Here is a 13,224-nt window from a genome sequence, read left to right on the forward strand (position 1 = left end):
GTGAAAAAGCGAGGAAAACATGAGTCAGGCAGAGACGATATTAGAAATCAAAGATTTATGCGTGGAATTCCAGACTGTTGAGGGTGTCGTACATGCGGTCGACCATCTGAATTATACCTTACATAAAGGCGAAAAGCTGGGCATCGTAGGGGAGAGCGGAAGCGGCAAGAGCGTATCCTCTCTCGGTATGATGCAGCTGATCCCGAACCCGCCCGGACGGATTACCGGAGGAGAGATTCTTTATCATGGAAAGGATCTGGTGAAAGCATCGGAGAAAGAAATGCAGAAGATCCGTGGAAATGAGATTTCCATGATTTTCCAGGAGCCTATGACTTCCTTAAATCCGATTATCAAATGCGGAAAGCAGATCGCGGAATCCCTGCGGCTTCACCGTGGCATGAAGAAAAAAGAGGCCATGGAAGAGGCAGTGCGGATGATGCGGGCGGTGGGCATTGCGAATCCGGAGGTCCGGGCCCATGAATATCCCCATCAGATGTCCGGCGGTATGCGTCAGCGTGTCATGATTGCCATGGCTCTGGCCTGTCAGCCTCAGATTTTGATTGCGGATGAGCCTACGACAGCACTGGATGTGACCATTCAGGCCCAGATTCTCGACCTGATCCGGGAGCTGAACGAGAGCATGGGAACCTCCGTCGTCTTCATTACCCATGACCTGGGCGTAGTCAGCGAGCTGTGCGATACGGTGATTGTCATGTATACCGGCCACATCGTAGAGCAGGCGCCGGTGAAGGAGCTCTTTGAAAGTCCGAAGCATCCGTATACCAAGGGACTTCTGAACGCCATCCCGAAGATTACCAGAGAACGGAATCCCCTGGAGACCATCGAGGGCATGGTGCCGAACCCCACCGAGCGTATTGAGGGCTGCAGCTTTTCTCCCAGATGTCCCTATGCCACCGACCAGTGCCGGAAAGCGGAGCCGCCCATGGCGGAGCTATCCGATGGACGCCTGGTGCGCTGCTGGCAGTACGCGAAAGAGAACGAGGAGGCCTAAATCAGGATGGAAAATCAGAATAACGTATTGATGGAAGCCGACCATGTGAAGGTATATTTTAAAGGAAAAGACAAAAAATCAGGTACGGTCAAGGCTGTGGACGATGTGAGCTTTCAGATCATGCGGGGCGAGACCTTCGGCGTGGTAGGCGAGAGTGGCTGTGGCAAAAGTACTCTGGGACGTTCCCTGGTGCGGCTTTTGAAGCCCACGGACGGTCACATTTACCTGGATGGCACGGATATCGCGGGCTTAAAGGGAAAAGAGCTTAAAAATATGCGGAAAAAGGCCCAGATCATTTTCCAGGATCCGTCGGCCTGCCTGAATCCCCGAAGAACCGTAAAGCAGATACTCATGGAGCCTTTTGAAATTCACGGCCTGAAGGGACAGATGGATGTGGATGCCCGCATCGAGGAACTGATGCATCTGGTAGGCCTGGATACCTATCATCTGAGCCGTTACCCCCATGAGCTTTCCGGAGGCCAGAAGCAGCGAATCGGAATTGCGAGAGCCCTGGCTCTGGAGCCGGATATTATCATCTGCGACGAGGCGGTGTCCGCTCTGGATGTGTCCGTACAGGCTCAGGTGTTGAATCTGCTACAGGAATTAAAAGAAAAGTTAGGACTGACCTACTTCTTCATTTCCCATAACCTGAATGTGGTCTATCAGGTCAGCGACCGGGTAGGCGTCATGTATCTGGGAAAAATGGTGGAGATCGCGAATTACGATCAGTTATATGAGAAGCGTTATCATCCCTACACGGAGGCTCTGCTGTCGGCCATTCCCCAGGTGGGGGAGGGTAGCGTTAAGCGCATCCATCTGGAGGGAGAGGTTCCAAGCCCCTCCAATCCGCCGACAGGCTGTCGGTTCCATACCCGGTGTCCTAAGGCGTGTGACCGGTGTAAGACAGAGGTTCCCGAGCTTCGGGAGGTGGAGGCAGGACACTATGTAGCCTGTCACCTGTATGATGGTCTGGAGAAAAAATAATGGAGACAACGCCCATCCGGGCGTCTCAATAGAGTTTAAAAGGAGGCAATATTATGAAGAAGAAGTTTTTAGCTCTGGCACTGAGCCTGACCATGGTTCTCGGCCTGGCAGCCTGCGGCGGTGGAAGCGACAACGCGTCTTCTGACGGAAGCAGCGCGGCGTCAGGAGATTCCGGCTCCAGTACCGTAGTGGTAGCCATGGGTTCCGGTTTTTCTACCCTGGATCCGGGCTATGTCTATGAGAAATATCCGCCCATGATCGTAAACGCGTGCTACGAGACCCTGTTCAAATTCTACAGCAACGACGGCGCTCCCGAACCCTGTCTGGCTGACACCTACGAGTTCTCTGAGGACGGCCTGACCCTGACTGTGACCCTGAAGGACGGCATTACCTTCGCAAGCGGCAACCCCATGACCTCTGCGGATGTGGCCTTCAGCATCAACCGCTGCAAGAACCTGCAGGGCAACCCGGCCTTCATCGCGGATACCATCGACAGCATCGAGACTCCCGATGAGAAGACCATCGTTTTCCATCTGAATCAGCAGGACAGCGCCATCCTTTCCAAGCTGACCTACAGCTCCCTGTCTGTACTGGACAGTGCCGTTGTAAAGGAGAATGGTGGAACTGACGCTGAGGACGCGGCTACCACCGATACCGCACAGTCCTACCTGGATACCACCAGCGCAGGCTCCGGTATGTATGTGATGACCAGCTATACTCCGGACGAGGAAGTGGTTCTGGAGAAGAACCCGAACTACTGGGGCAAGGCAACCAACGTAGATAAATACATCATCAAGATCCAACCGGATTCCAACACCCAGATGATGACTCTGTCCAGCGGTGATATCGATGTGGCCATGAACATGACTGACGATACCATGGAAGAGCTGCAGGGCGCTGACGGTATCGAGATCATCAATGGCGCTACCAAGACCGTAGGCTTTGTGATGATGAACATGAATGAGACCTATAGCGGTCCCATGGCAAATCCGAAGGTACAGCAGGCAGTCCGCAAGGCTCTGGACTACACCGGAATCCAGACCATCTGCGGCGAGGGTACGCTGACGCCCTATGACATCATTCAGGTGGGCTTCATGGGAAGCAAGGGTGAGAGAGCGGCGGATTACACCAACGTGGAAGAGGCAAAGGCTCTGCTGGCTGAGGCTGGTTACGCAGAGGGCTTCGATGTAGACATGACCGTATGCGATCTGGATATGGAGGGCGTACTCCTGTCTGACCTGGCCCAGAAGGTAAAGGACGATCTGGCACAGATCGGTATCAATGTAAATATCGTAGCGCAGCCCTGGGCAGCAGGCTACGGCGACGCTTACCGTGACGGAACCCTGGGCTTTACTGTAATGTATTGGGGAACCGATTACAACGACCCGAACGTACAGCTGGAGTTCCTGCCGGGCGGAGTGGTAGGACTTCGTGCAGGCTGGACGGCTGATATGAATCAGGAGTTGGCAGACATGTATCAGGAGACCATGGCGGCCACCGACAACGACGCACGTATCGCGGTTCTGGAGAAGATTCAGGACGCCATGTACGAGGACGGTCCGTTCGTTATGATCGCACAGGCACCGGCACATATCGCTTACAACACCAGACTGAGCGGCGTAGGTATCTCCGATCCTTACGCGCTTGATCTGACACTGATTAACATTCAGTAAGCTTCAGAAATACAGGACAGCTCTTGCGGACGGAGGGGATTTCTCTTCCGTCCGAAAGCCGTTTTTCGGAAGCGGCGATTCCGAAGGCAGATATTGTCGTGAACGGCTGACGCACTCTGGACAGAGTGGAACGGCAGCGCTGACGAAAGTACCTGTCCTCCGTGGGAAATGGAAACGGGGCCGTGAGCGGAGCACGGCGGAAATAAGAAAAACGAGGTGGAATATGGAACGTCTGAAATTTATAGGAAAGAGACTGATTTATCTGGTCGTTATGCTCTTCGGCGTGGCCACCCTGGTATTTATTCTGACGAAAATGATACCGGGCGACCCGACCGTGGCGAACTTAAGCCAGAGAGCCTTAAATGATCCCGAGGTTGTAGCAGCCTATCGGGCCAAATACGGACTGGATCAGCCGGTCTTTGTACAGTATATCCTGTATATCAAAAATCTGCTGCATCTGGATCTGGGTACGTCTATCCGTACCAATAAGCCGGTGCTGGATGAGCTGGCCAGATGCTATCCGGCGACCATTGAGCTGGCTTTATTTGCGATTATTCTGGCGGCGGTCTTAGGTATCCTGTTCGGCGTCATTTCCGCCATGAAACGAAACAGTATTCTCGATCAGGCGGTGCGCGCCCTGTCCGTGACCGGCGTCAGCATCCCCAGCTTCTGGTTCGCCCTGTTAGTGCTGTATTTCTTCTATTATAAATTACATATTTTCCCGGGACCGGGCCGTTTAAGCAACAGCTTTTCCGCTCCGGCCACAGTGACGGGTATGTATGTCATCGACAGCCTCATCGAGGGAAATCCGGCCAAGGCGCTGGACGCCCTGCAGCATCTGATTCTGCCGGGACTGGTGCTGGCGGCCTTTACCATGGGCCTGATTACCAGAACGACCCGGTCGAACCTGCTGGATGTCATGTCCACTGATTATATCCGTACGGCCAGAGCCAAGGGCTTAAGCCGTGTGGGACTAATTGTACGCCATGCCCTGGGCAATGCGCTGATTCCGGTGCTGACCGTCATCGGCCTGGGTCTGGGAAATCTCTTAGGCGGCATGGTACTGGTGGAGACCATCTTTAACTGGCCCGGCGTGGGACAGTTTGCCTATGAGTCGGTGCTTTCCGTGGATTATCCGTCCATCATCGGAGTGGCACTTCTGATAGCTTTGAATTACATGGTGATCAATACGGTCGTGGATATTCTCTATGGCGTCATTGACCCGAGAGTGAGGTGCAACGGATGATTCGTTCAATCAAAAAAATGTTCAAATCCAACTATTTATTTACTCTGGGCGTTGTCATCTGTCTGGCCTGGATCCTGCTGGCGATTCTGGCGCCGGTTATTGCGCCCTATGACCCCATTGCCCAGGATCTGACCCTGCGTCTGCAGGCGCCGTCGGCGGAGCATCTCTTCGGTACGGACAACTTTGGCCGGGATATCTTCAGCCGCGTGATTTACGGCGGCCGGTATTCCCTGCTGGCAGGCTGCCTGACGGTGGTGATCGCGGGCGTCATCGGTACCTTTTACGGAGCCATCGCAGGCTACGTGGGCGGCTGGGTGGACAATGTAATGATGCGTCTCTCGGAGATGATTCTGTCCTTCCCGTCCCTGATTCTGGCCATGATCATCAACGCTGTGATGGGTTCCAACCTGTTCAACACCATGTTCGCTCTGGTCATCGTGGCCTGGCCCACCTACGCCAGACTCATGCGGAGCGTTGTCTTAAGCGTCAAGGAAAATGAATATGTGACCGCTTCCGAGGCGCTGGGCGCGTCCCGGCTCCGGATTCTGTTGAAAGAAGTTATCCCGAACAGTATCAGCTCCGTATTGATTATGGCGACCACCGATATCGGAAATCAGATCCTGATGTTCTCGACCTTAAGCTTCTTAGGCCTTGGCTCCGCGCCGCCTACGCCCGAGTGGGGCATGATGGTGTCCGACGGTGTGGGCTACTTCAATAAATTCTGGGTGGCAGGCTTCCCGGGACTGGCGATCTTTACCATGGCCGTGGGCGCGAACTTCATCGGCGACGGTCTGCGGGATCTGCTGGATCCGAAGCTGAGAAAGCAGTTTTAAATGGCAAGAGAGGAGACGGAAGTTATGTTAAAAGAGAACAGAGTAAAACGTGTGCTGGATGCGTTAAAGGAAATGGGCTTAAGTCAGATGCTGATCGTGGATCCCATGTCCATCTACTATCTGACCGGCGTATACATCGCGCCCTTCGAGCGTTTCTACGCCCTGTACCTACGAGCGGACGGAAAGCATGTGTATTTCCTGAACAAGCTGTTCACCGTACCGGAAGAGGTGGGTGTGGAGAAGGTCTGGTATGACGATACGGATCCGGCAGCCGAGATTGTGGCGAAGTATCTGGATCACGATCAGACACTGGGCGTGGATAAGGATCTGACTGCTCGTTTTCTGCTTCCTTTGATGGAAAGGAAAGCGGCCACAGGTTTTGTCAATGCGTCTCTGGCGGTGGACAAGACCCGCGGCGTCAAGGATGCCGGGGAGCAGGAGCTGATGCGCGTCTCTTCTGATATCAATGATAAAGCCATTGCGAAGTTTAAGACCCTGATTCATGAGGGCGTCACCGAGAAAGAGGTGGCTGAGCAGACACTGAAAATCTATCAGGATCTGGGAGCCGACGGCTTTTCCTTCGAGCCCCTGGTGGCTTTTGGAGCAAATGCGGCGGATCCCCATCACGCGCCGGACGACACTGTGGTGAAGCCGGGCGACTGCGTGCTCTTCGATGTAGGCTGCATCAAGGATGGCTATTGCTCTGACATGACCCGTACTTTCTACTACAAGGAGGCCAGCGAGCAGCATCAGCTTGTATACAATACGGTGCGCCGGGCCAACGAGGCCGCTATCGCGAAAATCAAGCCGGGTATTGCGCTCTGCGAGCTGGACAAAACAGCCCGGGATCTGATCACCGAAGCGGGCTACGGACCCTATTTCACCCATCGTCTGGGTCATTTCATCGGCCTTGGGGAGCATGAGTTCGGCGATGTATCGTCCGTGAATACGGACAAGGCCGTTCCGGGCATGATTTTCTCCATCGAGCCGGGTATCTACCTGACCGGTGACACCGGCGTCCGGGTGGAGGATCTGGTGCTGGTGACCGAGGAGGGCTGCGAGGTACTGAACCATTATCCGAAGGAACTGGAGATCATCGGTTAAGGAGAAATTAAAATGAATCCGATTGCTGTTTTATATATGAAAAACGGAAAAAAGATTGTGATAGAGCTGCTGCCCGAGGCAGCGCCCAACACAGTGAACAGCTTTATTTACGTGGCCTCCCGCGGTCTCATGGATCACCACGCCATCCAGCGCATCGTCCCGGGCAGCTGGATCGATGTGAGCTACACTGCCTTCGGCAAAAAGGAAGCCCAGTATCTGATTCCCAACGAATTTGAGCTTCACCCGGAGATCACACCCCTGGATTCCCATCCGAGCGCAGTCTGCATGGGCGGCTATGGCGCGGACGGCCTGGCCTCCTGCGAGTTCTTCTTCCCCCTGCGGGACTGCCCCGACCATAAGGGCGTCTATCCGGTCTTTGGCCGCGTCCTGGAAGGCATGGACGAAATCTACCGCCTGGAAAAGGTAAAAACCGTCCCCGTAGACTTTCCCATCCCCGGCGTCGAAGTCAACGAGCCCGTAGAACCGGAAATCATCGACCGTGTAGAGCTGGAGCTCCGCGGCCAGACCTATCCTGAGCCGATCCGCATGAAGGAGCAGAAGCTGCCGCCCTGCTGGAAATAAAAAAGAATACAGAAGAAACCTATGTTAGAATTAACATGATTTGCAGAAACAGACATCTATCGGGGAGGCGAAGACTTGACAAACATACTTCTGGTCGAGGACGACCGGGTGATTATCGAGAACTTGAGCGCGGTGCTGAAGGCGGAGGGCTTTCAGGTGCGTGCGGAAGCGGGGCAGAAAGAGGCGCTGGAAGCGCTTCAGAAGGAAAGCTTTGATTTGCTGCTGCTGGACGTGTCCCTGCAGAATGGCAATGGATTCACAGTGTGCTCGGCGGTGAAGGCGGAGTCGGATACGCCGGTGATTTTTCTGACAGCTTCGGGGGATGAATTCAGCGTGGTGACGGGACTTGACCTGGGAGCGGAGGATTATATTAGGAAGCCCTTCCGGCCAAGAGAGCTGATTTCCCGGATTCGGAGCGTGCTGCGCCGCTGCGGGAAGACTGGGGCTATCGTGGAGCTTGGGGATCTGCGGGTGGATACGGTGCGGGCGTTGGTGACGAAGGGCGGCGCGGACTGCTGCCTGTCGGCGCTGGAGTACCGGTTGCTGTTATTCTTCCTGAATCACAGGGGCATGGTACTGACCAGGGGACAGCTTCTGGAGGAAATCTGGGATGCCGCCGGGGAGTTTGTGAATGACAATACGCTGACCGTATATATCAAAAGATTGCGGGAAAAGATAGAGACGGATCCGCAGAATCCGACGATTATCCGGACGGTGCGGGGACTCGGGTACAAGCTGGAATAAAAAACGAATTTGGCTGTTGATTTTAGAGCAAAAGAGATGGAAAGCATAAAGTATGGGAGGAATCCATGCGATATCTACGAGACAAAGAATTCAGAATGAGCGTACTTATATCGGCCTGCGTCGCTGCCATCACGGCAGCGGCAGGCTTTTTTCTTATACGACAGCAGGCGGCTATGGCCGGATTCCTGCTGGCGGTTCTTGGCTGTGTATTGGTCATTGCCCTGTGGCTCGCCTTCACGCTGTGCCGCTACCGCCGTCTGGAAAAGCTGGCCGCGGACACGGATCGGATGCTTCACGGAGAGCGGGATCTGAATTTTACCCAGTATCGGGAGGGAGAGCTTGAGATTCTGGCCAATGAGCTGTCGAAGCTGCTGAATCGTCTGAGCGAGCAGGCCGATCATTTGCAGGCGGAGAAGGTATACTTAAGCGATTCCCTGGCGGACATCTCCCATCAGCTGCGGACGCCCCTGACCTCCCTGAACCTGGTGCTGGCCCGCCTGGGCCAGGAGACCGACCCGCAGGAGCGTCGCAAGCTCCTCTACGAGGCCGGACAACTCCAGGGCCGCATCAGCTGGCTGGTGGAGGCTTTGCTTAAAATCTCCCGTATTGACGCGGGTACCGCGGTATTTGTACAGGAACAGGTAGAGGTACAGAAACTCATGGATAGCGTGCTGGAGCCCTTCGCCATCCCCATGGAGCTGCGGGAGCAGCAGGTGAAGCTGGACATTCCGGCAGAGACCGCATTTACCGGGGATTTCTCCTGGAGCTGTGAGGCGGTCAGCAATATTGTAAAAAACTGTATGGAGCATGCGGGCGAGGGCGGCGTCCTGACGCTGCGCGCTCAGGAAAATAGCCTCTACACCGAGCTGGTCATCGAGGATAACGGTCCGGGCATCGCTCCGGAGGATTTGCCGCATCTTTTTGAGCGGTTTTATAAAGGAAAGTGCTCCTTCGGCTCCGGCATCGGCATCGGACTGGCTTTGTCCCGGATGATTATCAAGCAGCAGAACGGAGCCATTAAGGCGGAAAACCGGTCAGAGGGCGGAGCAAAATTTACGATTCGCTTTTATAAAAGTATCGTGTAAAGTGACAAATCTGTCACCGGAAAGTCACGCTCCCGTCATCCGCGCCCTGTATACTGAACCCATAAAACGGGAAACCGGCCGTCCGGGAGCGCTTCACGAACACGGAAAGCCCCGCCGCGCCCATTTCTCAAGAGGAGGCAGACATGGAAGTCTTAAAAGCAGAACATCTCACCAAAGTATACGGCTCCGGTGAAAACGAAGTGCGGGCCCTGGACGACGTATCCTTCTATATCCAGCGTGGCGAATTCGTGGCCATCATCGGCCCTTCCGGATCCGGTAAATCCACCCTGCTCCACATCCTGGGCGGCGTGGACCGGCCCACCTCGGGCAGAGTCTACCTGGACGGCATTGACGTCTACGGTCAGAACGAGGAGCAACTGGCCATTTTCCGGCGGCGGGAGGTAGGCCTGATTTACCAGTTCTATAACCTGATTCCGGTCCTGAACGTGGTGGAAAATATGACCCTGCCTGTGCGGATGGATGGCCGAAAGGTGGGAGAGGAGCGCCTGCAGGAACTCCTGAAACTTTTAAGCCTGGAAGATCGGAAGAATCATCTGCCCAACCAGCTCTCCGGCGGCCAGCAGCAGCGGGTGTCCATCGGAAGAGCCTTGATGAACGCTCCGGCCATCGTGCTGGCCGACGAGCCCACCGGCAACCTGGATTCCAGGAACAGTCAGGAAATCATGGAGCTCTTAAAGTTCTCCAACAAAAAATACAGCCAGACCCTGGTTATGATCACCCACGACGAAAATCTGGCTCTTCAGGCAGATCGCATCATCGCCATCGAGGATGGCCGTATTGCCAGAGACGAGGTGATCCGTCGATGAAGAACGTATTTACCAGACTGACGGCGAAAACCCTGAAGGCCAATCGGACCCGGACCATGGTTACGATCATCGGAATCCTGCTGGCCACCGCCATGTTGACGGCTGTCACTACCTTTATTTCCAGCCTGCAGCACTATATGCTGGAAAATGTGATTGCGGAAAACGGAGACTGGCATGGGGAGGCCATGCAAATCCCGGAGAAAAAGGTGGAAGAGCTGGCCGGAATGGAAGAAGTCACCATGCAGGTCACCTGGCAGGAACTGGGCTACGCCCTGGACGGGGTAAAGCCGTCTTATCATAATAGTTCGGGGCTGCCCTATTACTATGTGGTCGGAATCGACGCGGATTTTGAGAAACAGATGCCTATCCGGGTGACGGAAGGACAACTGCCGGAAAATGACCGGGAGCTGATTCTGTCAGATCAGGCAAGATGGGCGCTGGAACAGAATGGAACACCGGTGGCGGTAGGTGATACCCTGTCTCTGGATCTGGGAGAGCGCCTGTTAAACGGCGAACGGCTGGGAGCTGAGAATCCGGTTGTATACAGGGATGAGGAAAATCCGGATGTGGACGCGAGAAAAGAAGAACTTCAGATCCGGGAACCCAGGGAATACATCGTGGTGGGCTACATGGAGGAGCCGTATTACGGATGGAACAACGCCGGTTTCCTGTGCTTTACCCGGAAAGATACGTCTCCGGTGTCAGATTGCCTCTATACCAGCTTTTTTAAGCTGAAAAAGGGAGGGGATATCTATGAGTTTACTGATGCGTATCTGAACGATTACAGCGTTACCTATAACAGCGAGCTTCTTCGGACACAGGGAATCTCTGCGAACCGCGCGTTTATGCGTCTGCTTTACGGCATGTCCGTGATCCTGATTCTTCTGATTATGACGGGAGGCGTCTCCCTGGTGTACAATTCCTTTGCCATTTCGGTCAGCGACCGGACGAAGCAGTTTGGCCTGCTGGCGTCCATCGGCGCGACGCCCCGGCAGCTGCGGAGCATGGTATACCGGGAAGCGCTGATTTTAAGCAGCATCGGAATTCCTTTCGGCATCCTGTCCGGCATTGCGGGAATTGGCGTGGCCCTTTCCCTTACCTCCGGATCCTTTCGATATATTTATGAGGGAGAGATTCCCATGCGGGTTTACGCGTCCTGGCCGGCCCTTCTGACTGCGGCGTTGACGGCCCTTGTGACCGTATTGATTTCCGCCTGGATTCCGGCCAGACGGGCAGCGAAAATTCCGCCCATGGAAGCCATCCGGCTTTCCCGGGATATCCGGATTTCCGGACGGGAACAAAAAAGAACCCGCAAAACAGGCCGCCTCAGTCAGAAGCTGTTCGGGCTGCCCGCAGGGCTGGCGAACCGGTATTTTTCCAGGGCGAAGAAGCAGTACCGGGCGACGGTGCTGTCCCTGTTTATCAGCATCGTGCTCTTTGTGTCGGCCAGTTCCTATTCCACCTATCTGAAAAAGAGTCTGTTTGATGCGAAGGCGGTGCCGGAATATGATGTGTCGGTCTACGGTGTGCATGATCCAAAGCTTCGGCAGGAAATCGCGTCTGTGGACGGCGTGGAGCAGGCCCTGTATGTGCAGGAATGTTATCCGGATATTCTCTTGAAGCCGGAGCAGATGGATGAAAGCGCCAGGAAAGAGCTCTGGGAAATGGAGAAAGATGAGAACGGCTATCTTCACCTAGATGGAAAACTGCTTGTGCTTTCCGATGAAGACTATGAGAAATGGCTGCTTTCCGCAGGGCTCGCGGTGCCGGAGGAAAAGGACGGACAGATACCGCTTATGATAGGAAATGAGGTCCGGGCCTACCATTCTGCCACAGGCCGATACCAGACTGTGAAAACTCTGAAATCTGCCGGGGAGCCTATAACGATTATGCTTACCGATTATACCGCATGGCAGGAGGCCCAGGAAGAAGCGGACGGAGGTCAGGTGGATCAGGAGCCTTATCAGATTTCTGTCACAGGCTATGCGGCAAAACTGATAGAAAGCGGCCCCATGAATCTCTTTGCCGGTGATATGGGACTGGGCATGGTAGTGTCAAAAAGCCAGCTTGCATCGCTACTCGGAGAAAAACTGGAAAGCTGTCTACCCCGGGGCTGTGTGTATCTGAAGGCTACGAACCATCAGAAGGTGGCGGAGGAGCTGAATAAACTGATAGAAACGGTAGATACGGAAGAGTATCTCTATGTAAATGACGCGGCCCAGGAGCTTCGCGGCATGAAGAGCATGCTGATGACTGTCGATATCTTTGCCTATGGCTTCATCGCCCTCATCTCCCTGATTGCGGCGGCCAATGTGTTCAACACCATTTCCACGGGCTTTCTGCTGCGCCGGAGGGAGTTTGCGGTGCTGTCCTCCGTAGGCATGACGCCAAAGGAAATGAACCGAATGCTCAGCTACGAATGTGTCCTTTACGGACTGAAAGCGCTGCTTTACGGCCTGCCGGTGTCCCTTCTGGTGACCTGGGTCATCTACCGGGTGGTGGGATCCGGTATGGATACGGAATTCTATGTACCGGCGGCAAGTATCGTGGTTGTGATAGCCAGCGTATTTCTGGTGGTATTTTCCACCATGCTGTATGCGAAAAGCAAGCTCCGGAAGGCCAATATCATCGATAGTATCCGGCAGGAAAGCCTGTAAGGAAATGTCAGATCATAAGTTTTTTAGAAAAGTTTATGGAATCTTCATTGATTCTTCCGGCGTAAAATGCTATTCTTCTTAACATGAAAACGCCGAATGAGAGAGTTTGGCTCTGCGGCTGCGAAGCATGCGTAAGGAGCTGCCGGTGGCAGGTCCTGAAGAAGGACATGCTTCCGCCGCATTTTATTATGACAGGAGATAGCGATGAAAGAAGTCAAGAACAACAAGAAACCATTTATTTTTTATTACACCATCGTGATTGTCATCATGATTCTGTTAAATATGTTTGTCTTCCCGAAGGTTTTGAGCCCTACGGTAAAAGAAGTAGGCTACGACACCTTCCTGACCATGTTGGATAAGAAAGAAATCCAGCAGGTTCAGGTGGAGGATAATCAGATCATCTTTTCCGACAATGCGGATCCGGTAAACTACTATAAGACCGGCGTCTTCAACGACCCGGATCTGGTGAACCGTCTC

At 54.1% G+C, this 13,224-nt stretch carries 12 protein-coding genes; all 12 read left to right on the plus strand.

What is annotated here, in order from left to right:
* The first annotated feature begins 19 nt into the window (after window positions 1-19).
* Window positions 20-1,012 carry an ABC transporter ATP-binding protein gene (locus tag ACTRC3_RS04500; protein WP_440321864.1) on the plus strand — a complete coding sequence of 331 codons (993 nt, stop codon included), beginning with the start codon at window positions 20-22 and terminating at the stop codon, window positions 1,010-1,012.
* Between the two features lie 6 nt (window positions 1,013-1,018).
* A complete protein-coding gene (locus ACTRC3_RS04505) occupies window positions 1,019-1,996 on the plus strand; it encodes an ABC transporter ATP-binding protein (RefSeq protein WP_158363116.1) in 978 nt (325 codons plus the stop codon).
* A 53-nt stretch (window positions 1,997-2,049) separates the two neighbouring features.
* Window positions 2,050-3,669, plus strand: a complete 1,620-nt coding sequence (locus tag ACTRC3_RS04510; protein ID WP_178038205.1) for an ABC transporter substrate-binding protein — start codon at window positions 2,050-2,052, stop codon at window positions 3,667-3,669.
* A gap of 223 nt (window positions 3,670-3,892) precedes the next feature.
* On the plus strand, window positions 3,893-4,915 hold the full coding sequence (locus ACTRC3_RS04515) for an ABC transporter permease subunit (RefSeq protein ID WP_178038206.1): 1,023 nt from the start codon (window positions 3,893-3,895) through the stop codon (window positions 4,913-4,915).
* The gene (locus ACTRC3_RS04520; protein ID WP_178038207.1) at window positions 4,912-5,748 is read left to right on the plus strand and encodes an ABC transporter permease subunit; all 837 of its coding nucleotides are present in this window, start codon (window positions 4,912-4,914) and stop codon (window positions 5,746-5,748) included. Before ACTRC3_RS04515 ends, ACTRC3_RS04520 begins: the two co-directional genes overlap by 4 nt.
* Before the next feature lie 24 nt (window positions 5,749-5,772).
* Window positions 5,773-6,852, plus strand: a complete 1,080-nt coding sequence (locus ACTRC3_RS04525) for a M24 family metallopeptidase (RefSeq protein WP_440321866.1) — start codon at window positions 5,773-5,775, stop codon at window positions 6,850-6,852.
* Between the two features lie 12 nt (window positions 6,853-6,864).
* On the plus strand, window positions 6,865-7,434 hold the full coding sequence (locus tag ACTRC3_RS04530) for a peptidylprolyl isomerase (RefSeq protein ID WP_440321868.1): 570 nt from the start codon (window positions 6,865-6,867) through the stop codon (window positions 7,432-7,434).
* 75 nt (window positions 7,435-7,509) lie between these two features.
* Entirely contained in the window at window positions 7,510-8,178 is a 669-nt protein-coding gene (locus tag ACTRC3_RS04535; RefSeq protein WP_440321870.1) for a response regulator transcription factor, read from the plus strand.
* A 95-nt stretch (window positions 8,179-8,273) separates the two neighbouring features.
* Window positions 8,274-9,263: a sensor histidine kinase gene (locus tag ACTRC3_RS04540; protein ID WP_440321872.1), complete on the plus strand. Its 990-nt coding sequence runs from the start codon at window positions 8,274-8,276 to the stop codon at window positions 9,261-9,263.
* A gap of 143 nt (window positions 9,264-9,406) precedes the next feature.
* Window positions 9,407-10,090: an ABC transporter ATP-binding protein gene (locus tag ACTRC3_RS04545; RefSeq protein WP_440321874.1), complete on the plus strand. Its 684-nt coding sequence runs from the start codon at window positions 9,407-9,409 to the stop codon at window positions 10,088-10,090.
* Complete coding sequence (locus tag ACTRC3_RS04550; RefSeq protein WP_440321876.1) at window positions 10,087-12,747, plus strand: ABC transporter permease; 2,661 nt, start codon at window positions 10,087-10,089, stop codon at window positions 12,745-12,747. Before ACTRC3_RS04545 ends, ACTRC3_RS04550 begins: the two co-directional genes overlap by 4 nt.
* Window positions 12,748-12,951: 204 nt before the next feature.
* Window positions 12,952-13,224 (plus strand): ATP-dependent metallopeptidase FtsH/Yme1/Tma family protein (locus tag ACTRC3_RS04555; protein WP_440321877.1); only part of this gene is annotated, 273 nt, incomplete at its 3' end.

This window comes from Laedolimicola sp. (assembly GCF_051972735.1).
Lineage (GTDB): Bacteria > Bacillota > Clostridia > Lachnospirales > Lachnospiraceae > Laedolimicola > Laedolimicola intestinihominis.